We start from the raw sequence: 22,375 nt of genomic DNA on the forward strand, positions 1-22,375 counted from the left end.
ACCCGCCGCGGCTCACGCTTCGCGCACGACGTCGGCCGGCGACTTGTCGGGCCGCAGGCCCCGCCAGCGCGGATGCCGCGCAACCCCGGTGCTCGTCCAGTCGCCGAGTTCGATCTCACCGACGAGGGCCGGGCGCACCCAGACCGCGTCGCGCGTGTCTGCCGCGGGCACCTGTACGAACGGCGACTCCGCCTGCTCGAGCGGCTGCAGCGCCGCGAGCAGGCGGTCGAGGGCGAGCTCGCCGAGTCCTGAACCCACGCGCCCCGCGTACTCGAGCCCGTCGTCGCCGGGGATGCCGATGAGCAGCGAGCGGATGCGGCCGGTGCGCGTGCCGACCCCGCGGCGGTAACCGCCGATCACGACCTCTTGAGTGAGGGTGAGCTTGAGTTTCAGCCAGTCGGCGCTGCGGGCTCCCGGGCGATACCGGGAGTCCGGCCGTTTCGCGACGAGCCCCTCGAGACCGAGTCGGCGGCTCTCTTCGAGGGCATCCGCCGGTGCGCCGGTCGCGGGAGCCGGCACTTCGACCGGTACGCCGCGTTTCATGCGCACAAGGCCCGCGAGTCGCGCGCGGCGCTCGCGGTACGGCTCGTCGATGACCGGTCGGCCGCCGACCTCGAGCACGTCGAACAGCAGCAGACGAACCGGCACGGATGCCGCGACCCGTTCGATCTCGCGAGGCTTCGTGAGGTTCATCCGATGCTGCAACCGACCGAAGTCGGGGCGGCCTTCCGCGTCGAGCGCGACGATCTCGCCGTCGACGAGCGCGTCGCCTCGGACGACGTCGGGCAGCGACGCGAGTTCGGGGTAGCGGGCGGTGATATCGACCCCATTGCGGCTGAGCAGTCGCACGCCTCCCGCCTCGGCGCGCGCGAGCACGCGGATGCCGTCCCACTTCCACTCCAGCGCCCACTCCTCGCCTGCCAGCATGCCGAGGGTGGCAGCGGTCGCGAGCATCGGGCGTTGGGTGATCGGGCCGACCCTGCCCGTCGGTCGAGGCGCGTCGGTCGCGGCAGCTTCGGCGACCGCGGGCCCGGGCGCGGGCGCGGACGCGGACGGAGCGCCCGACGACCCTTCGACAGCCTCAGGAACCGATGGACGCGCATCGGGACCCCCCGAACCGCCCTCCCGGGCCGGTCGCGCGGCCGTCTGGTCCTTCATCCGATGCAGCAGCCACGAACTCTTCTCGCCCTGACCATCGGTGCGAATGAGGGCCAGGCGCACCACGCCGCCGAGCGGCCCGCCGGGTTGCCCGTCGACATCGATGATGATCTCGTCGTCGCGCCACTTCTCGGTGGCGTAGGTGCCTGCGTCCCAGATCGTCATCGACCCCGCGCCGTACTCGCCCTTGGGGATGGTGCCCTCGAACGTCGCGTACTCCATCGGGTGGTCTTCGGTCTGCACCGCGAGATGGTTGGTGCCCGAACCTTCGGGCACGCCTTTCGGCACCGCCCAGCTCTTCAGCACGCCGTCGCGCTCGAGCCTCAGGTCGAAGTGCAGGCGCCTCGCGTAGTGCTCCTGGATCACGAACCGCGGCGCTCCCCCGGGCGGCTTCCCCCAGGCCGACGCGGGCATGGGCTCGGGTGTGACGCCCGTCTTGCGCATGGAGAGGTAGTCCGAAAGCGGGCCGTCGTGGGAGCGCTCGACGACGACCCGCATCGGGTCGCCCGACTCGGCGACCCTTGCGAGCACTTCGGATGCCTCAAGCTGACGAAGCTCGGAGTCCTCGAGCTCTTCCCAGCTGCGCGGCGCCGCGACCGTCGGCCGCGGTCGTCCGCGAAGCGAGTACGGCGCGATCGTGGTCTTCTTGCCGTTGTTCTGGCTCCAGTCGATGAGCACACGCCCGGTGCGGAGAGTCTTGCGCATGCTCGAGACGACGAGTTCGGGGTGGTCGGCCTCGAGCGCTCTCGCGAGTTCGTGCGCGACCGCCGAGACCTGGTCGGAGCTCTGCGAGCCGTCGAGCGCCGCATACAGGTGGATGCCCTTGCTCCCGCTCGTCACCGGCATCACCTCGAGGCCCATGCCCGAGATGAGGTCGCGCACGAGGCGGGCGACCTCTGCGCACTCGGCGAGCCCCATGCCTTCGCCGGGGTCGAGGTCGAACACCATGCGATCGGGATTCGCCGGCTCACCGTCGGCGTCGAAGCGCCATTGGGGCACGTGCAGCTCGAGCGCCGCCTGCTGCGCGAGCCACACGAGCGTCGCGCGATCGCCGGCGATCGGGTACGACTTGTCACCGTCGGAATGGTGCTGCACACCGCGGCGCACCCAATCGGGGGCGTGCTCGGCGAGGTTCTTCTCGAAGAACGGCTGCTCAGGGGCATCCGCGGTGCCGACGCCGTGGACCCACCGCTTGCGTGTCACCGGCCGCCCGGCGACGAGGGGCACCATGACGGCGGCGATCTCCGCGTAATAGGAGATCACCTCGCCCTTCGTCATGCCCGTCTCGGGATACATGACCTTGTCGAGGTTCGTCAGCCGCAGGCGGCGGCCATCGACCTCGACGAGCTGCCGCGCGCCATCGGCCATTCCCCCATCCTGTCGCAGCCGCCATCGAGAGTGCAGGAAATGTCGCTCTCAGCCGGGAATTCCAGCAGATTCCGCACTCTCGATGCCGGTCGGCGCTGACGAGAGGGTGATGCGGGGCTATCGCGAGGACGTACGGCTGGTGTGTACTGGAGGCATGCGAGCCGTCTGGAAGGGGGCGGTCACATTCGGCCTCGTCAATGTGCCCGTCAAGTTGTACAGCGCCACCGAAGACCACGACGTGTCACTGCACCAGGTGCACGACGAAGACGGTGGGCGCATCCGCTACCAGCGCAAGTGCGAGGTCTGCGGCAAGGTCGTCGATTACAAGAACATCGACAAGGCCTACGACGATGGTGAGCAGACGGTGGTGATCACCGACGAAGACCTGAAGTCGCTGCCGGCCGAACGCAGCCGCGAGATCGAGGTCGTCGAGTTCGTGCCGAGCGATCAGATCGACCCGATCATGTTCGACCGCAGTTACTACCTCGAACCCGACTCGGTCTCGTCGAAGGCGTACGTGCTGTTGCGCGAGACGCTCGAATCGACCGATCGCACGGCGATCGTGCAGATGGCGCTGCGCCAGAAGACCCGCCTCGCGGCGCTGCGCGTGCACGGCGACGTGCTCATGGTGCAGACGCTGCTCTGGAGCGACGAGGTGCGCGCGGCCGAATTCGCGTCGCTCGACGAGCCGGTGAAGATCTCGGCGAAGGAGCTCGACCTCTCGAAGCAGCTCGTCGAGAGCCTCGTCTCCGACTTCGCCCCCGAGCAGTACGTCGACGAGTACCAGCAGGAGCTGCGCACGCTCATCGAGGCGAAGCTCGAGCAGGGCGAGGGCGTCGACACCGCCGCGACGTTCGGCGAAGAGCCCGAAGAGGATACGGGCGGCGAGGTCATCGACCTCATGGAGGCGCTGCGCCAATCGATCGCGGCGAAGCGCGACGGCGGCGGGTCGAGCAAGGGGTCGAGCAAGGGCTCGGGCACGAGTTCGAGCAAGGGTTCGAGCAAGGGTTCGAAGTCCGCGAAGGAGAAGGCCGACACGAAGGCATCGGGCACGCGAAAGCGCGCGGCCTCCGAGTGAACGGATGCCGCGCGCTCATCACGTGCGTGGGTTGACCGAGTTGTGCGCCGGCGAGCCGCGCACGCGTGAGCGGCGTGACTCGGCCGGCACAATTCAGCCGACGAGGGTCACTCGGCGGCGCACACCTCGGTGACCTCGGCTGCAGCGGTCTGGATGCCCTCGGTCTGCGCAGCCTGAGCATCGGCGTCGACTTCTGCCCCGGCCTCGACGTCGGCCTCGGTCGGCAGCGTCGCTGCCCAGTCGCTCGCGTCGTCGAGCTTCTCTTGAAGCGCATCGAGAGACTCGGCGAGCGCCGAATCGTCGGCGGCCTCTTCGTCGAGTGCATCGACGCGCTCGGAGAGCCCGTCGAGGTACTCCTGCAGCTCGACCGGGTCGGTGGCCGTGAGGATCGCGTTCTGCGCACCGTTGGAGATGTCGCGCACCTCGACGCGCACCACCTCGCACGGGTCTGCCGACGCCTCGGCTTCGCCATTGCCACCTGAGGCACAGCCCGAGAGCAAGAGCGCGCCGGCGAAGACGAGCGCCGCGGTTTTCAGCAGTCTGGACGACGGCGCTGTGGATGTCATGATTCGTTGCATGGTTGCAATTCCCCCTGATCTAGGTACCCGGAGAGTCTAGCGAGAGGCTCCGACACGGCGTCGGCCGGTCCGGCCGGTCCGGCCGGTCTGGCGGGTCTGGCGGGTCTGGCGGGTCTGGCGGGTGGCGCAGCGTCGATGGTCACACGACCGCGGCCTGCGAGACCGACTGCGAGAGATCGCCGGCAACGCTGTTCCCCACGATGCCGTCTGGCGCTGCCTCGCTGGCTCGCTCACCGCAAACATCCCAGGGTACATCGGATGTGATATCGTTACCAAACTTCGCCCGCTTCGAAAGATGCGGGCGGATTCGAGTCACACACCACAGCGGTAGTTACGTAGGCCATCAAGGAGGATGCAGCATCCATGACACGCAATCAGATACGTCTCAAGCATCTCGGCGCGCTTGCAATAGCCGCCGCACTCGTCGCCGGATTGGGAGCCTGTTCGCAGGGTTCGGCCAGCACTCCACAGGGTGCATCAGGTGGTTCGGCACTGACGCTGAACGGTGACCGGGCCGACTTCGTCGATGCATACACGGCCGCGGGCGATGCGCTCGAGTCGCTTGGCGATCTCGGCATCGACCCGCGCAACGTTCCGTCGACGGAAAACTACCAACAGGTCATCCGGTCGTCACTCCGTACCGACAGCACGACCGATCTTGTCAAGTGGTGGAACGGCTACCGCCTGCAAGACCTCGCTCGCTCGGGCGGACTCGCCGATCTCTCTGCCGAGTGGGACAAGGCCGTCGACGAGGGGTGGGTGAACCCCGACTCCGAAGCCGACTTCTCGTACGACGGCAAGGTCTACGGCATGCCCATGTACAAGAGCTTCTGGGTGATCTTCTACAACAAGCACGTCTTCGCAGACGTCGGAATCCAGCCGCCCACGACGTGGGATGAATTCTTGTCGAACAACGACAAGATCAAGGCCGCCGGTGCGACCCCGTTGTTCGCCACGCAGGAGGCCGGCTGGACATCGTTCATCTGGTTCGAGGAGATCCTGTCGAAGTCCGACCCCGAGTTCTACGCGAAGTTGATGAACGGCGAAGCGAAGTACACCGACGAGCCGGCACAAGAGGCACTCCGCACGTGGGGCGATCTCTACGCGAAGGGCTACTTCACGGCGCCCGACATCGCCTGGGACAACGAGCCGGCCCTCTTCCAGGAGGGCAAGGTCGCGCAAGTGCCCATGGGCACCTGGCGCAACGGCATCTTCGTGACGAACGGCATGAACGAGGCCGACTACGGGGCCTATCTCCTCCCCGTCGTGAAAGACGGCGTGAAGCCGTCTGTCATCACCGAATCCGGCGTCATCTCCGTGGCCGAGAAGTCGGCGAACAAGGAAGCCGCCGTCGAAGCGATGGGCGATTGGCTGAGCCCGGATGTGCAGTCGGTATGGGCGAACGCGATCAAGGACACCTCGGCGAACCCCGAGGTGGTGACCGACGATCCGGTGCTGGCATCCGTCAGCGAGCAGGTCACCGCGCAGAAGCCCACCGAACTGGTGCGATTCTGGGAGGCCAGCCCGCCGCCCCTGATCGAAGGTGGCGTGCAATACCTCGCGAGCTTCATGGTGAATCCGACAGACGAGAACATCATGCCCACGCTCGAGAAGCTGCAGACACTCGCCGATTCCGAGTGGGCGAAATGGAAGGCCGCTGAGTAGTGAGCACTTCCACCGCTGAGCGAACCACGACCGGGGCGGGGAGCATTCAAGCTTCCCGCCCCGTCGGGCGCGGGCCGAAGCGCCACCGCCCGAACCCTTTCGGTCACATTCGGTCGGTGCCGTTCCTCCTTCCCGCCCTCGCACTCGTGGGCATCCTGCTGCTCATCCCATTCATCGCGACCCTGTACCAGAGCCTGACAGCGGACAACGGTTTCACCTCGTCCTTCATCGGACTCGACAACTACGTACGCCTGTTCCAAGATCCAACGTTCTTCCAGTCGCTTCTCAACACGGTGATGTGGACCGTGGGCACGCTCATCCTCCCCGTCGGGCTCGGTCTTCTGATCGCCGCTTTCACCAATTCGATGCGCGGCGGTCGATGGATTCGACTCGCCTTCGTGCTCCCCTACGCGCTCTCCGGCGCGGCGACCGCCGTCATCTGGGGCTTCATCCTTCGATCCGACGGCGCGCTCAATCAAGCGATCTCGTTCTTCGGGTTCGCCCCATCGGCTTCGGGCTGGTTGCTCGAGTGGCCATCGAACACGATCGTGATGATCATCGCCAACACGTGGCAGGCCACCGGGGTCACCGTCATTCTCTTTCTCGTCGGCCTCCAAGCGATTCCGCCGGAAACCGTTGAAGCCGGTCAACTCGACGGCGCCAGGGGTATGCGCCTGTTCTGGCATGTTGTCCTGCCGCAGCTTCGACCCGTCACCATCGTGGTGATCGGCATTTCGATTGCAAACAGCCTGCGCGTTTTCGACCTGATCTGGCTGCTCACGAAAGGCGGGCCCGGCGGAGTCTCGGAGACCCTCGCCGTCACGATGTATCGCCAAACGTTCATCGTCAGCGACTACGGTTACGGCGCTGCCGTCGCCGTCGTTCTCGCCGTCATCGTCGTCGCCACGTCGTGGGTATACCTGCGCCGCCAATTGAAGAGGAGCTGACCGTGATCGGACGCATCAGTCGAAACGTCTTCATCACCGTCATGGCGGTGCTCTGGTTGATTCCCGTCTACCTCATGATCGTCAATGCGTTCGTGCCGGCGAGCGATTACACCGGTGAACCGACGTGGCTCCCGAGCGGCTTCGGATTCTTCGACAATCTGGCGATCGCCTGGAACGAGTCGGGCCTCGGCCTCGGCATGCTGAACAGCTTGATCTATTCACTCGTCTCTGCCGGTGCAGCGGTGCTCGCCGCCGCCCTCGCCGGCTTCGCCGTTGTGATCATGCCGACGAGGCGGCCGACGCTCTGGTTCTGGCTGATCTATCTCGGCACCTTGCTGCCGTTGCAGGTCTTCCTCACACCGCTGTTCAAGGCCTACGTTTCGACGAAGCTGTACGACACGAGCCTCGGCATGATCTTCATCTACGCCGCGATCTGCGTGCCCTTCGCGTTCTTCATCGTGCGCAACTTCCTCACAACGTTGCCTCCCGAGATCACCGAGGCGGCACAGCTGGATGGCGCGGGCTGGAGCAGGCTGTTCTTCAGAATCCACCTGCCGCTCATCAAGTCGTCGCTGTTCGCCGCGTTCATCTTCCAATTCACCTGGGTGTGGAATGACTTGCTCTTCGGCATCACGCTCACCACGAGTCCCGATCGTCGTCCGGTCATGGCAGCACTGGCCGAAATCAGTGCAGGTTTCTCGAGCCTGGGCCCGCCGGTGGTTCTCGCCGCGGCAATCGTCGCTTCCCTGCCGACCGTCGTGCTCTTCCTCACCTGTCAGCGCTTCTTCGTCTCCAGCCTGAAGGCGACAGGCTAGGCGGGTACGTACGCGCTACGAGTGAAGTTCGCCGACCTCGACCGGCAGCTCGACCAGACGAGGCGAACTCTCCGAAACAGTCCCGTCGAGACGCTCGAAGAGCATGCGGGCGGCCTCCGCACCGAGTTGCTTGGGATCGTGCGAGACCATGATGAGCGGCACGTGCATCATGTCGGCCAGCTCGACGTCGTCGAACCCGACCAGCGTCGGCGGTTTCGGCGCATCAGGATTGTTCTGGCGGGTGCCGATGGCTTGAAGCGCACCGATCGTGTTGCGGTTGTTCGCACTGAAGACCGCTGTCGGAGGCACCGGCAAGCCCAGTAGGGCTTCCATTGCACGGCGTGCGGCCGCGGCGTCTTGCTGACCACGGAAGACGAGCTCCGCCTCGGGCACGAGCCCCGCCTCGGAGAGCGCCCGGCAGAAGCCCTCGAAGCGACGTCCAGCGGAAGAGACCGACACGAGATTGCCGAGGAAGGCGATGCGGGTGTGACCCGCATCGATCAAGCGGCGCGTGCTCTCATACGCTCCTTGCACGTCGTCGAGCAGCACGGTGTCAGCGGCCACGCCCTCCACTGTTCGCGAAGCCAGAACGAGGGGGAGGTTGCCGAGGCGATGGGCGCTGAGGTGCGCGGACGCACCGCCAGTGGGAACGACGATCAGACCCTCGACCTGCCTGCCGACGAAGTCGGACACGAGCTGTTGCTCGCGCGACACGTCCTCCCCGGTGTTCCCGAGAAGTATGCGTCGCCCGTGCTGGGAGGCGACTTGCTCGACCCCGAGCGCGAACTGACCATAGTAGGGATTGCCGAGGTTCGTGATGGCCACCCCGATCAAGCCTGAAGAGTGGCCAGGGCGGATGCTTCTGGCGTTCTCGTTTCGGTGGTAGCCGAGTTCGGCGACCGCGGCGAGAACCTTCTCTTGCATTTCGGCGCGAACATTCTTTCCGCCAGACAGCGTGCGGGACACCGTCATCGGGCTCACCCCGGCAAGCTCAGCGACCTCTTTGACCGTGGGCATGCCCGATACGCCGCTCTCGATATTGCTCATTGCGATCCTCACCAGTTGGCCGAAGGAGGCACCCTTTGCTCGATGATAACGTTAGCAATTCGGCATGCGCGTCGTCGTGATGCCCACACAACCATCTTCGGCTCGACCGTGGGATCTTCCGTGATTTGGTATCGTTATCAGACATCGTGGATGCTTGTGGAAAGGTGGACTCATGCGTTCCGATCTCCGGCATTCACGCGCCGACCCCCTGCCTCCCGTTCGAGAGAAGGAGCGCGAGCGATGACCCAACGCGGCCCAGGACTGCCGGTGCTCGAGATCGGGGGCACGCATGTGACCGCTGCGCTCGTGGACCCTCACCCGTGGGGCGTCCGACCCGGATCGGAGTCGCGCGCTGCGATCCGCGCTCAGGGAACCGTCGAGGAGCTCTTGACGGACCTCCGTCGAGCCGCACAGACACTGCCGGCCACTGCAGCGACTCGATGGTCGGTGGCCATTCCGGGACCTTTCGACTATCGCCGAGGCATCGGACTGTTCGAGGACGTCGAGAAGTTCGACAGCCTCCGCGGAGTGGACGTTCGTGCCGCGTTGATGACGCTGATCGAACCGACGCCCAGCTCCGTGCACTTCCTGAATGATGCGGATGCCTACGGCATCGGCGAGTATGCGGCAGGCGCCGGCCGCGGGCACGAGCGGCTCATGTGCGTCACGCTCGGCACCGGTGTGGGTTCCGCCTTTCTCGTCAGCGGCGAACCGATGAACGACGGACCTTCCGTGCCGCCCGACGGCAGTGTGCATCTGCTTGAATTCGAAGGCAGACCGCTCGAGGACACCGTGTCGCGTCGAGCGATCCGCGCCGCCTTCGTCGCGGCATCCGGAATGGATGCTGAAACCGCCCCCGACGTGCACGAGATAGCAGCCTCGGCCCGACAAGGCGATGCCGTAGCCGCGAGAGTACTGACAGACGCGTTCAGCGGACTGGGCTCTGCGCTTGCCGGCGTCGTGTCAGCTTTCGGTGCGGATGCGCTCGTGATCGGCGGGTCGATGTCGCGCTCCTGGGATCTCGTCGAACCGGCGATTCGCACCGGCCTCGACCGCGCCGGCTTCTCGTCGAGCGCGCTGCCCCTGTTGCCGGCGGAGCATCCGGATGACGCACCGATCATCGGGGCTGCGTTCTGGGGAGCACGGCACCTCGGCGACTGAGGTGCCGTGCTCACCCTATTCGCGCTCCGTGCCGCGCACCGATGCCTTGACCGTGGCGAGCTTCGTGCCGATCGCATCGCCGTGTGGGCTGATGCGGTACGGGCCGACGCTGGCAGGAACGATGAACGTCTCGGCATAGTGCACCACGAAGGGCTCGAACGCACCACTCGGACTCTCGACGACGGCCTCGGCGCCCTCGACGAGGTTGATCACGTTGACCGTGCCGCGAGTGTCGTGCTCGACGCTGCCGGTGAACCAGTGTCGCCGCACTTCGATGAACTCGAGTTCGTGGAGCCCAGTGCGCTCTTCGACCCAGCCATCACCGGTCGCCACCGTCTCGACTTGGTCGACGAGATTCTCGCGGGTCCATTCGGTATCACGGTCCCACTGAATATTGCGAGCGGCATGGTCGAGATGGATGGGCCTCGGCACGCCGTCGAGACCGTTGCGACCCCAGTCCCACATCTTGAAGGTGAAGATGAATGGCGTGGCCGAGATTTCCAGCACCATCGTGTCGGCGCCCGAGCAGTGCACCGTGCCGGCGGGAATGAGGAAGTGATCGTGCTTCTTCGCGGGGAAGGCGTTGATGAACTCGTCGACTGGGAAGTCGACACCCGGGAGGGTGGCCGCCTCGAGTGAAGCGACCATGGCCGCCGGATCCGTACCCGTCTTCAGCCCGAGGTAGACCTTGGCATCTTCAGCCGCGTCGAGCAGGTAGTAGCTTTCGTCTTGCGTGTACGCCATTCCGAACGTGTTCTGGATGTAATCGGTGAGCGGGTGCACCTGCAATGAAAGGTTGCCGCCTTCCATCGTGTCCAAGAAGTCGAAGCGGATCGGGAATTCCGCGCCGAACCGCGCGAAGGTGCGCTCGCCCAAGAGCTCGCGAGAATGCGTGAGCACCACGTCGATCGAGGGCAGTTCGATGATGTCATCGCCGATCCGCAGAAGAATGCTGTTCTCCTCGGGCACGCAGTCGAAGCACCAGGCGTAGTTCTCTGCTTCGGGCAGGTCGAGGACGTCTTGCATCCATTTGCCGCCCCACACGCCCGGGTCGAAGAATGGCACGACCCGGAATGGGGCGTCGACCGCGGCCTGCATGCCCGCGTGAAAAGCCCCTGCGGTGATGAGCTTGCCCTCGGCCGTGGAGGCGTTCGTGTCGAGCACGAAATGCATCTGCTCGAACAGAGAGCGCTTGTGGCGGTCGGCCAGGCGCCACTCCACGAAGAAGCCGCGTTTCACTTTGCGCAGGTTGTCTTCGTCGAAATTCGAGCAGCGCCAATTGGGCGCACCTCTGCGCTGTCGTTGCTGAATCTCCCAGCGCGCCATGTCTGCCAGAACGATCGTCGCGTCGTGGATCGGCACAAGTGCGGCTCCCCAACCCACCAGTACGGTCGCGCGCTCCGAGGCGGCGAGCTCTTCTGCGAGCTTGTCGAGGCGCGGTCGGTCGTAGAGGTCGCTGAGTTCCATGTGACTCATGACTCCGAAGACACGATCGTCGGTGAGATTCCACTTGAGGATCTCATCGATCTCAGTGATCGGCTTCGCGGCCGCCTCTTCGACATCGACGACATCGAACTCGGGCAGGCTCGCACGAATGCTCGCAATCAGCTCCGGCAGGGAGACCCCCGGGTAGGTATCCACAACGATGACCGGCGGCCTGTTCGCGCCGGCTGCCGCGACATCCGCGATGTGCCTCCACGCGGCGGCCCCTTGCCAGACCTCATGCGCGCCAGGGACCGTGACCGTTGGCTGCTTGTCGTACGAACCGCGGGGGTATGGAGAAACCATTTGTGACATCCTTCTCGCTGACGAACTGATTGATAACGTTACCAGTTGCGGCTCGAGTCTTCGAATCGGACATCGGTACCTGCGCCGACGACGGAAGGGGCCCGCTTCGCAGCAGGCCCCTTCCGGTAGTGCGCTTCGGCTAGAACAGGACGAACACAACGCTCGGCCGGGCACCCGACTGCTCGACATTGTCGTCGCCGCCGTACCGGCCGGTCAACAGGTGCAGACCTCGACTCAGCTTGGGAAGCGGGATGCGGACGCGCCCGTCGTCGCTTGGGGTGAGCGTCGCGGTCGCGATCTTGCGAGTTCCGTCGTAGATGGATACCGGTCCGGTTGGAACGACCTGCCCCGCCTCGACGTTCATGGTGTAGACGATTCCCGCGCCTCCGACGGAGATGAGCTTGTTGAGCGCACCGGAACTCTGCGAGTCGACCTTTTCCGCCGTGAACGTGAAGGACCACTCCGCGGTCGCATCTTCGGCCAGTATGTAGCCGGCGACAGCTCGAGCGACGACCGTGATCGATCCTGAACCGGGATAGGCGCCTGCCGCCACGAGGGCGTCGTCGATCAAGTACTCCACGCCTTCAGAGGCGGGAATCGTGTACTGGTCGCCGTTCGTGCCGTAGGGATCGACGTAGGAGACCGGGGCCGGCGTGACCAGCTTCGGTGGCGTTCCCGCAACGGTCTTCTCGGATTCCGGTCCTGAACCGCGCAGGTTCGACGCAGCCACGGAGAATTCGTACGAGTGTCCGCCCTCGAGCTCGTCGACGGTCGCCTGATTCTCCCCATCTTCGACGTTTCGTGTCTCAACCGGGGCGCCGTCGCGGTACGTGGTGATGACGTATCCGGTCAAGGGAGCTCCGCCATCGAAGGCCGGAGGCTGCCATGCCACGGCGGCCTCGTTTCCCTCGAATGCCGCAGTCACCTCGCGCGGTGCTTCGGGGACGCCGGGGACCGCGTAGACCTCGAGTTCGGCCAGCCCGGGGTTCAACCCGGTTCCCCCTTCGACTTGGAATCTGACCCATTGGAATGTTCGGGCGTCGAAGCTCACGCTCAACGGGCTCCCATTCGGAGCGAGTCCGCTGACGGGCACCGAACTGCCGTCGCTGAACGTCAGCGTTCCGCCGTTGGCGTCATCGAGCAGCGCGGGTCGGTCGAAGAGCACGATTCGATCTGCGGTGATCGGCGTCGCCCAATCGAGTTGGACCCACGGATTGCGTTCGCCGCGCGATGCCCAGTCGCCGCCGTCGCCTGGGCCGATCACTCCGTCGAAGACCTTGCGAGCCGGAAATTTGCTCGAGTATTCCGTGGATGCTGTCGCGGTGACGTTGGGCCAACGCGCAGCGTTTCCCCGCAACAGGTCGACGTCGAGGTCGACGGTCACCGTCTTGCTGGCCGACGCGCCGCTGCCATCCGCGGCGGTCGCGGTCACCACGATGTCGCCCTCTGTATCGTTGACGGTCAATGTGCCGTCGAAACCATCGACCGTTGCCGTGTCGGTGGGGGAACCGTCTGGATTCGTCACGGTCCAGTCGACTCGGTTGTAGGAGGCATCTTCGGGAGCCACCGCAGCGGTCAACGCGATCGTGCTGTACGGCACCTCGATCGAGTCGGGAGCATCGATGGTGACACCGGTCGTCGGGATCTGCTCCGCCTCTTCGGATTCCGACGGCGGAAGGTCGTCGACACCCCACTGCGTGTTCGGGGTGTCCCCCATCCACAGCTCCAGAGTGCCGCCGTCGGCGAACTCCGAATGGTGGAACCAGGAATTGTTCGACGTCGAGCCGTCGAGTTCAGCCTTCTGGATGTACATGTTCTCGGCCGAGTTGTCGTGCGTGATGATCCGGAACTGCCCTCCGGAGTAGTAGTCGGGGTTCAAGGCGATCGTGATCTCGTCGAAGATCGGCGAGGTGATGTCGTAGACGGGGTCGCTCTGGCCACCACCCGTGACCTCGAACAAGCCCATCGCCATGAGGGCGCTCATCGCACCCATCTGGCCTTGATCCTCATCGTGATGACCGTAACCGTCGGTCGTGGTGACGGGTGCGTACACCTGCTTCTGCACTTGTCGCACCCAGTACTGCGTCAGCCACGGGTAGCCGACGTAGTTGAAGAGATGTCCATTCTGGAGGGCGGGCTGGTTGCCGTAATTGACGTGGCTTTCGCCGTATCCGCCGATGAAGCCGCCATCGACCGATTGTTCGAAGGCGTAGTTCAACTTGTCTGCATACGCCTTCGTACCGCCCATCAGATTGGCGAGTCCCATCACGTCGTGAGAGGTGAACCAGGTCGCCTGCCATGAGTTGGCCTCGACGAAGTCCGTTGCGGAAAGCGGATCGAAGTCGGCGAGCCAGTTGCCATTCGCCGATTTGGGCCGGATGAAGTCGGTTCCGGAATCGTAGAGGTTGCGCCAGTTGTCCGACCGATCCATCAGATACGTCCCGAGGTCGGTGTCGTCCCAGATCTCGATGTCGTTGAGTCCGACGTTGGTGCCCTCTCCGCCGGTCGTCTCGAACTTCACCCAGTCGACCGTGCGTGGGCTGAAGTCCACGATCTTGCTCTGCCCGGTCGTGCCGATGTTCTCGACGGTCTCGGTGGATCCGTCACTGAAGGTCAGCACCCCGGAATTCACATTCACTGCGGGATCGACCCGGTCTTTGATCACGATCTGATGGATCGTTCGCGACTCGTCGAAGGTGACCGTGATCCACGGGTCGGATTCGCCGGCCGACGACCACTCAGCCGGAGTGGAGCGAAGGGGACGGCCGTCGATCGCACGCGCAGCGGCCTGCTTCGAATCGTCGGCTTGCGACGAGGCTTCCGCCGAGGCCAGCTGTGCCACGTTGAATCCGGTCTTGTCCAGCGCCTCGGCCATGCCTGCGAGGCCCCAGTCCTGGAACGAGTACTCCAGGGTCAGACCTGCCCCACCGTTGTGCTTGTCGACACACAGGTCTTCGGGAACGTATCCGTTCTCGATGTACTGCTTGGCCCCGCCGCATCCGCCGAAGCCATCGGGCTCGAACGCGCCGGGCTCGTATTGGCCGCCAAGGGACTGCGAGTCCAGCATCGCGTCGAACGCAAGGTCGGCGTCGAAGTCTCGGATGCCCTTGTTGTACGCCCCCGTGATGAAGGACGACACGGGCGAGCCGGTCATCACAGCGGTCTCACTTCCGGCAGCCGGACCTCGGGGAAGGAGCCCTCCGTCTTGATACATCTGAAGCTGCGACTTGACGAAACTGCTGTAGACCTCGGGATAGGCCATTCCCAAGATCGAGTTCAGGTTCCATTGCGTCAGCCACAGGGCGTCGTAGTTGTACATGGCGAACTGCGGCTTGCCATCCTCGTCGAGGGGGATCTGCTTGACCCTGTTCACGCCGAAGGTGTTGTCGAGGTAGGCGCCGTCGACGTCGCTGATGGCGCTTCGTCCGGCGAGAACGTGGAACAGGTCCGTGTAGAACTTCACCTGCTGTTCGTGAGTGCCGCCGTCGACGTCGACACGACCGAGCATCTCGTTCCAGCGCTCCTGTGAAGCCTGCTTGACTGCGTCGAAGTCCCATCCGGATGCCTCGGCCTGAACGTTCTTGCGGGCGCCATCCGTGCTGGTGAACGACAAACCGACCTTCATCTGCACTGTCTCACCTGCGGCGAGGTTGTCGTAACGGGCGTACACCCCGCTGTTCTTGCCCGCGTTGGTGTCCAACGGGGCACCATCGTCGGTGAGGTTTCCGTCTTTCCATCCGTGCAGAGAATCGAATGGCTTGTCGAAGGAGATGTTGAAGAAGAGCTTGTTGACCGGGCCCCGATCTCCTCTCTGATTGACGAAGCCCTCGATCTCCGTGTCACTGACCTTGGTCACTTGGGCGTCGGCCATCGTGGCTTCGCCGAGGCGGCCGCCGAGGTTGACGATGATCTCGCTCGGGCCGGCTTGCTCGTAGGTGTAGCGGTGCAGGCCCACCCGGTCGGTCGCCGTGAGCTCGGCCGTCACGCCGTACCGGTCGAGCCGCAGCTTGTGATACCCGGGCTCGACCACTTCGGTCTCATCGTGCTCGACGTGGGACTGCCAGCCGGTGTCGCCTTCGGTCTTGGGCACGCCTTCGCCTGTCGTCGGCATCACCTGCACACCGGAGATCTGCCAGTCGTGAATGTGGCTGAATCCCTTCACCTGATCTTCGCTGGGGCGGTAACCCGAGCTTCGCCCGTCGGCGGTGAAGGTGTCGGGGCGCAACTTCACGAACCCGAATGGATTGCTGGCGGACTGGAAGAAGAAGTACCTCCCGCGATCAGATTCGATCCACGGATCGACCAGACTCACGAAGTCCTCGCTCGCATCCTCAGCGGCCACTGCGGGCACGGCGGTCGCACCGACACCCAGCACCACCAGAGCGCTGGCCAGCACCCCCGATACCACCGACATCGCCGCAATCTTCTTGATGTAGCTCATGATCATCGCTCTCTGTGATCTTCGGGAAGGGAATCCCTGGTCATTCGTGAACTGGGCGGTGAGGAGAAACCATCGGCGGTTTCAGGTGCCACTGCTGCGGCCTGAGGTCAGGTTCTGATGGCCGCAAAGGAGCAGGATCGAAGTTCACCTGTCGGAGTGCGCATCCGAGACGACCCGTGATTGGTAACGCTACCATTCGGGAGCGGTTCAGCACCATACTCGCGTCGTCGATCACGGAACGGCGCACCGCAGTGCGATCTCTCCGAACCGGTAGTCCTCGGCACGCGAATGCTCAGCCGATCATTGCTTCTGCGAACGCTCAGAGCTCGGAACCGAGCCGGTGGAATCCAGCGACGAGGATGTCGGTCAGAACCCGTGCATACTCCCCTTCGGGGTCGAGGTCGGGATCGAAAACGGTGACGGATGCGCCGATCGCGTTCGGTGCGAGCGCTGCCAGAAGGTCGAGCAACTGTTCCGCATCGAAGCCGCCCGGGTCAGGGCTGTCGACGGCCGGCATGATCGACGGATCGAGGACGTCGACATCGACCTGGAGCCAGTATCCGCTCGTGCCGGCGACGGCGCGAGCGGCAGCCGCCGCCTCCCCCGTGCCGACGACCATCGCTTCGGATGCGGGCAGAACGAGCCCGATCGTGCGCCGCACCTCATCGGCCTCTTCGTCGTCATCTCGGCATCCGATATGTGCAGCCTTCGCAGGCTGGAAATACGGACCCTGGCCATCGATGTCGGCGATCGCCGGCCAATGCAAGCCGATGGCGGCGGCCAGATCTTCGCCGGCAACACTGGCACAAGCGGCATTGTTGCCTGGGTGGCGGAAGTCGGTGTGACCGTCGACGTGCACGAGCCCTGCCCCCGCACCACGTCGAGACAGGGCGAGGCCGGCCCCGAGCAGCAGGCTGCAGTCCCCTCCGATGACGAGCGGTGATGCGCCCGCGTCGAGCGTCTCGGTCACGCGGTCGGCCAGGCGCCGCGCGTGATCGATCAGTGCGGTCTCGTTGCGCACGCGACCCGGCAAACGAGTCGAGTCATCGTCGACATACATGCCAGGAAGGACTACGCCTCCCTCGACTGCCCCGAGCTCGGCGAATCGACGAAACAAGCCAGCCTCACGAAACGCCTCAGGCGCCTTCGACGCACCCGGCACGCTCCCGCGCCGCGGCGGACGCAACCCGAGGTTCGTCGGAGCAGAAAGCAACGAAATCACAGCACAATCCTTGCAGAAGCGAAGAACCGGCGAGCATGGGGCGACTCGTATGCATCGTTCAGAGAAACGCCAGAGCGCGGAAAGATGCGCGGCTTCAGAAAGGCAACGGGCGATCGGCTGGCAGTTCTCAACCACGAGCGCTGATCGGCCCAAGAGAGAGCGGAGACGAGGGGATTTGAACCCCTGGTCCCCTTACGGGGACTCCACCTTAGCAGGGTGGTGCACTCGGCCGGACTATGCGACGTCTCCTCGCGGATGCTGGTGCGCACACGCGACTGTCATCATAACCCGGCGACCGTCCGAACGACGATTCCAGCACCCTTCCTCGACATCGCTACGGCTCGCAGTGCTCGCCCATGCCTGACCATCGATGGCCGGCGTGTCCACCGAACTGGGGTATACCAGAAGCCCGTCGTCCCCTCGCGGACTCAACGGCATCGGCCTAGAGTGACGCTGTTCAAGCCAAACTCGGAATCTCAAGCCAAACTCGGAATCGTGGTTTGTGAAACATGGAGGACAACCCGTACGTCCTCGCGGTCGACATCGGCACGAGTCGCGTAGCAGCGGCAACTTCCCGAGTCGAGCGAGATGGAAGCATCAGCGCCACGCCCTTCACCCTGGGGCGAAAGGGCGACTGCGTCGCGACCGTCGTCTTCGTTTCAGACGATGGCGACCTGCTGTTCGGCGATGCCGCCGAGCGCAGGGGTGTCGCGCAGCCTGAGCGACTCGTGCGCGAGTTCAAGCGCAGCATCGGCGACGAAGTGCCCCTCGTGGTCGGCGAGCAGACCTTCGCACCCGAAGTGCTGTATGCGAAGACCTTCGCGTCGGTCGTCGACGCCGTCACGGAACGCATGGGCTCGCGCCCCGATGCGATTTCCCTCACGCATCCCACAGCATGGGGGGCGCACCGCCTCGGCCTGATCCGAACAGCGCTCGGCCGTCTCGGCATCGACGACGTCTCCCTGATCACCGAGCCAGAAGCCGCTGCGCGCCACTACGAGGCCACGCGGCCGCTCGAACCCGGCCAGTCCATCGCGGTGTACGACTTGGGCGGCGGCACCTTCGACTCCGTGGTGCTGCGCAGAGGCGCGGACTCGGAATTCACGCTGGCCGGCGATCCCGCGGGCTTGGACGATCTGGGCGGAGCGAACTTCGACGATAGTGTCCTCCAGCACGTCATCGCAGCATCCGGCCTGGATGTCTCCGCCTTGTCGATCGATGATCCCGACACCCGCATCGCCCTCTCCCAATTGCGCCGGGAGTCCATCGACGCGAAAGAGGCGCTCTCCTTCGATTCGGATGCCACGATCCCGGTGCTCATACCGCCGAGCCGATCGAGCGTGCGCCTGACACGGTCCGAGTTCGAGCACATGATCGACGGAGCGCTCGGCACGACACTCGGCGTGCTGGAGAACGCGATCGACTCCGCCGACCTCACCGCCGATCAGCTCGAGGCGATCCTCCTCATCGGAGGATCGTCACGGATCCCACTCGTCGCCCAGCGCCTCTCCGAGCGATTCGACCGACCGCTGGCGGTCGATGCGGATCCCAAGGCCTCCATCGCCCTGGGTGCGGCGCGCACGGTGCTCGCCCGGTTGAACCAACGCGAAGCTGTCGCCGCTTCGACCGCGCTGGCGACACTCGATCCCACCGTCGAAGACACCGACACCGACACCGACGCCGAGGTCGAGGTGACCACAGGCAGCGGGCTCGTGCTCGCGCGCGTCGCCAGCGCATTCTCTCTCGTGCGCCCCACGACGAACCGCGTCGCGAGGCACGGATCGACGTGGCTGATGGCGGGCGCCGTCGCACTGATCTCAGGAGCGATCGTCTTCGGCGGCGCGATGGCCGCGGGTTCGCGGATGACCGCCTACGACAATGCCGCTTCCGGCAACACTGTCGGCACGTCGGACTCGCCCGAAACGATGCCGTCGCCGTTGATCGACCCGGCGACGAAGGCGATCGCCCCGTTCGCGAAAGCGTTCCCCCCGGCCGGTCCGATCATCGATTCGGGGTTGTTCGAGCGGCCCGACGACACCGACGACGTCTCGGGACCGAATACACGCCTCAGCCCGATCAACGAGCCGTCTCCGGTTCGACGTCCGGCAGTACCGCGCACGACGCCGCCGGCGCTCTCGCCGCCTCCGGTGCGGGCAGCCGACCAGCCCGTCGTCACTGGGCCGCCCACCGGTGACCCGATCCAGCCGACCGTCGACCCAACAGACCCGCCCACGACTGAGCCCACCACAGAACCCACGACCGATCCCACCACAGAACCTCCCCCGGACCTTCCCCCGGCAGACCCCACTCCAGAGCCTGCGACCGACCCTCCCCCGGCAGACCCCACCACTGACCCCGCGCCGGACCCGCCCACCACCGACCCCGCCCCGCCCTCACCGACGACGACCGAACCCGCCTGATCCGGCATCGACGAACCACCCACGCCATGACAGTCCTGCAAGTGTCGAGCACCGTGCTTCCGCAGACCGGTCCGCCGTTCGTCTGGGAGCGCCAGATGCGACCTGCGGTGGATGCGATCGTCGCCCCCTGGGCCGGATCCGCCCGGGCGATGGTCGTCGGCAATGCCGGCTCAGGCAAGTCGACCGTGCTGCGTCATCTGCACCGGATGCTCGCCGAGGAGCATCGCGATGCAAGCCTGGTGGCCGCCGGCGACCTGGATGTCGCGCGCGTCCCGCGTTCGCATGTACTCCTGGTCGATGACCTGCATCTGATGAACGCCGAGCAACTGGAACGCGTGCGAATCCGTTCGGACGATCCCGATGCCGCGCTCGTGGTGGCCAGCCGCCCATGGCCGCAGTCGAATACCCTCACCACGATCGCGCGACGGCTCGAGCGGACACGACCGGCGATCGTGCTCGGTCATGTCTCGCGGTCGGACGTGCTCGCCTATTTGGACAGCCGCGACCAGCTGATCCCGAGCCGCTGCCTCGACCACATTCTCGTGACCACCGGCGGCGTGTCGTGGCTCGTGTCCGAGGCCCTGACTGCACACGACGAGCGCGACTGCCTCGACGACGAGACCCACGGCGAGCTCGCCCGCGTACTCGAGGAGCGGATCGCGCACCGGCTCGACACCCTCGACTCCGATCTCCGACGCACGATCGAGCTGCTCTCGATCGTGGGCGGGCACGGACGATCGGTTCTCGGAACGCCCGAACACAGCGATGAGAACATCATGAAGGGGTACGCCGAGGGCCTGTTGATGCGCAACGGTCAGCCGGTGCCGGTGGTGCGTGCCACCGTCAGGGTGACGATCCCCGCACGGCGCCTCATCGACATGAGCAGCAGCCTGGCGGAGGTCATCGCGCGCTCCGCCGAGTCGGGAGACCCCGGCGACGATGAATGGGTCGGTCTCGTCGGCGATCCGCAGGTCGGCGCCGCGCTGGTGCAGCACGGCGATGGGATGCTCGAGGATCACCCGCACCGGGCGGCCGAGCTCTATTGCGCCGCGATCAACTCGGGCGTCGACCCGGCGGACCTCGTTGCGCGCCGAGCACAGGCGGCTTGGGCAGTGACCGATCTGGATGCCGCCAGTGCGCTGATCGATGCGGCGCCGTCCGGCGTGCACGGCACGGACGGCGATCGAATGGCCGACGTCGCGGCCGCGACCTGGGCCAGCCGCGGGATGATGGAACAGAGTTCCGCCGTGTACCGCGCGACGCCCCCCGACAACCCTGACTCGACCGTACGAGCGATGATCGCCGCGTACGGCGTCGGTGCGCTCGACGACGCGACCGAGATCACCCACGAGATCACCACGGCGCGCAGCGGTGCGCCGTCCGCACTCGGCGTCTCGATGCAGCTGCTCCGTCGCGGGCTCGCCGCATCCATCGCCCCCGAGGGCGCCGCCCCGACCATGCTCGTCGATCTGGTGCGCGCCTCGGAGATGTACACATCGTCACGCACGTCCGCAGCGATCCCCGAGTTGCCGGCCGTCATCGCGACGACGGTCGCGATCAACCTCGGCGACCTCGCCACCGCGCACTCCGTGATCGAAGACGCGATCGCCGGTGGCCACGGCGGGCAGTGGGCGCGGCCGCGCCTGCTGCTGTGGCGCGCATGGGTCGCGGTGCAGCGAGCCTGGTCCGCCGAGGCGCGAGAGTCGCTCGCCCGTGCTCTCGAGTGTGCACCGACCACGTCGCCACGCGACGCGCTGCTCGCCCATGCGGTGCAGGTTGCGATCGCGCGCCGCTACGAGGATGCGGCGGGCCTCGAGGCAGCCTGGCGACAGGCCCGACCGAGCATCCTGCGCACCGAGATCGACCTGTACCTGCTGCATCCCTTCGCCGAACTCGTCTGCTCGGCGGCGAAGGTGGGAGACTCCGAACACCTCGAGCCTCACCTCGCCCGTGGCCTCGAGATCATCGACGGGCTCGGCGCTCCCGCGCAATGGTCGGCGCATCTGCGCTGGGCGGGCATCCAGCAGGGAATCCTGCTGAACCGGCCCGAGGATCTCGCCCCGCACGCGCACGCGCTCGTGTCGGCCGCCCCGACCAACCGTGTCGCCGCAGTCATGGCGAAGGCCGGGAGAGTGTGGACCTCGGTGCTCGCCGGCACGGTGCACGCAGACGCCGTCGAGAGTTCCGCCCGTGGCCTCGCCGCAGCGGGACTCGCCTGGGACGCGGCTCGCCTGGCGGGGCATGGCGCCGCACGCACCGCCGACCGCAAGGTCGCCGCCCGCCTGCTGTCGTGCGCGCGCGACCTGCACCCCAACGATGCCGCACGCCGCCCCGCGGCATCCGGAACCGAGTCTTCCCCCGCGCCCATGTCGTCTGAGTCGCCGACGGAGATGCTGAGCGATCGCGAACTCGAGGTGGCCAGGCTCGTCCTGCAGGGTAAGACCTACGCCGAGATCGGCGAGACCATCTTCATCTCGCCTCGCACCGCGGAGCACCATATCGCTCACATCCGGCGCCGGCTCCGTGCGTCGTCGCGTTCCGAAGTGATCGCCAAGCTGCGAGTACTGATCGAAGGATCGGAGGCCGCCCAGGACGTCGCGGCAGCAGGAGACGGGCGAACTGACGCACCCCCCTGATACCCCCGTGCGATTTCGGGGATACCCCCGATGCCATGCCCGGCATGAGCG

The 22,375-nt window shown here is 65.7% G+C and carries 13 protein-coding genes and 1 tRNA gene; 7 read left to right on the forward strand and 7 right to left on the reverse strand.

The window, feature by feature from the left end:
• Nucleotides 1–12: 12 nt before the first annotated feature.
• The gene (locus AC1C2S_RS06285; protein WP_495351670.1) at nt 13–2,526 is read right to left on the reverse strand and encodes an ATP-dependent DNA ligase; all 2,514 of its coding nucleotides are present in this window, start codon (nt 2,524–2,526) and stop codon (nt 13–15) included.
• Between the two features lie 154 nt (nt 2,527–2,680).
• On the opposite strand from AC1C2S_RS06285, the gene ku reads away from it, so the two are divergent.
• Nucleotides 2,681–3,604, forward strand: a complete 924-nt coding sequence (gene ku, locus AC1C2S_RS06290) for a non-homologous end joining protein Ku (protein WP_495351671.1) — start codon at nt 2,681–2,683, stop codon at nt 3,602–3,604.
• A 107-nt stretch (nt 3,605–3,711) separates the two neighbouring features.
• Here the strand turns inward: ku and AC1C2S_RS06295 are convergent, their stop codons facing one another.
• Nucleotides 3,712–4,170, reverse strand: a complete 459-nt coding sequence (locus AC1C2S_RS06295; protein ID WP_495351672.1) for a hypothetical protein — start codon at nt 4,168–4,170, stop codon at nt 3,712–3,714.
• A gap of 375 nt (nt 4,171–4,545) precedes the next feature.
• Here AC1C2S_RS06295 and AC1C2S_RS06300 point away from each other — a divergent pair, with 375 nt between their 5' ends.
• The 3 genes from AC1C2S_RS06300 to AC1C2S_RS06310 all read left to right on the forward strand — a co-directional run bounded on the left by AC1C2S_RS06300 (nt 4,546) and on the right by AC1C2S_RS06310 (nt 7,609).
• Nucleotides 4,546–5,847, forward strand: coding sequence for an ABC transporter substrate-binding protein (locus tag AC1C2S_RS06300; RefSeq protein WP_495351673.1), 1,302 nt, complete (start codon nt 4,546–4,548; stop codon nt 5,845–5,847).
• A gap of 116 nt (nt 5,848–5,963) precedes the next feature.
• Nucleotides 5,964–6,794: a carbohydrate ABC transporter permease gene (locus AC1C2S_RS06305; protein ID WP_495351674.1), complete on the forward strand. Its 831-nt coding sequence runs from the start codon at nt 5,964–5,966 to the stop codon at nt 6,792–6,794.
• Nucleotides 6,795–6,796: 2 nt separating this feature from the next.
• Nucleotides 6,797–7,609: a carbohydrate ABC transporter permease gene (locus AC1C2S_RS06310; RefSeq protein ID WP_495351675.1), complete on the forward strand. Its 813-nt coding sequence runs from the start codon at nt 6,797–6,799 to the stop codon at nt 7,607–7,609.
• Nucleotides 7,610–7,624: 15 nt separating this feature from the next.
• Here the strand turns inward: AC1C2S_RS06310 and AC1C2S_RS06315 are convergent, their stop codons facing one another.
• Nucleotides 7,625–8,656 carry a LacI family DNA-binding transcriptional regulator gene (locus tag AC1C2S_RS06315; protein WP_495351676.1) on the reverse strand — a complete coding sequence of 344 codons (1,032 nt, stop codon included), beginning with the start codon at nt 8,654–8,656 and terminating at the stop codon, nt 7,625–7,627.
• Between the two features lie 240 nt (nt 8,657–8,896).
• Here AC1C2S_RS06315 and AC1C2S_RS06320 point away from each other — a divergent pair, with 240 nt between their 5' ends.
• On the forward strand, nt 8,897–9,817 hold the full coding sequence (locus AC1C2S_RS06320; RefSeq protein ID WP_495351677.1) for an ROK family protein: 921 nt from the start codon (nt 8,897–8,899) through the stop codon (nt 9,815–9,817).
• 15 nt (nt 9,818–9,832) lie between these two features.
• On the opposite strand, the gene AC1C2S_RS06325 is transcribed toward AC1C2S_RS06320, so the two are convergent.
• The 4 genes from AC1C2S_RS06325 to AC1C2S_RS06340 form a co-directional block, all read right to left on the reverse strand.
• Complete coding sequence (locus tag AC1C2S_RS06325) at nt 9,833–11,605, reverse strand: class I mannose-6-phosphate isomerase (RefSeq protein WP_495351678.1); 1,773 nt, start codon at nt 11,603–11,605, stop codon at nt 9,833–9,835.
• Nucleotides 11,606–11,744: 139 nt separating this feature from the next.
• Nucleotides 11,745–16,046, reverse strand: coding sequence for a glycoside hydrolase domain-containing protein (locus tag AC1C2S_RS06330; RefSeq protein WP_495351679.1), 4,302 nt, complete (start codon nt 16,044–16,046; stop codon nt 11,745–11,747).
• Between the two features lie 319 nt (nt 16,047–16,365).
• Nucleotides 16,366–17,268, reverse strand: a complete 903-nt coding sequence (locus tag AC1C2S_RS06335; protein WP_495351680.1) for an arginase family protein — start codon at nt 17,266–17,268, stop codon at nt 16,366–16,368.
• A gap of 160 nt (nt 17,269–17,428) precedes the next feature.
• Nucleotides 17,429–17,517, reverse strand: a tRNA-Ser gene (locus tag AC1C2S_RS06340).
• A gap of 260 nt (nt 17,518–17,777) precedes the next feature.
• Between AC1C2S_RS06340 and AC1C2S_RS06345 the strand changes: the two genes are divergently transcribed.
• Together AC1C2S_RS06345 and AC1C2S_RS06350 are read left to right on the forward strand one after the other, a co-directional pair.
• Nucleotides 17,778–19,688, forward strand: a complete 1,911-nt coding sequence (locus AC1C2S_RS06345; RefSeq protein ID WP_495351681.1) for an Hsp70 family protein — start codon at nt 17,778–17,780, stop codon at nt 19,686–19,688.
• Nucleotides 19,689–19,729: 41 nt separating this feature from the next.
• Nucleotides 19,730–22,324 carry a LuxR C-terminal-related transcriptional regulator gene (locus AC1C2S_RS06350; protein WP_495351682.1) on the forward strand — a complete coding sequence of 865 codons (2,595 nt, stop codon included), beginning with the start codon at nt 19,730–19,732 and terminating at the stop codon, nt 22,322–22,324.
• Nucleotides 22,325–22,375 lie beyond the last annotated feature (51 nt).

This window comes from Agromyces sp. Y782 (assembly GCF_059445405.1).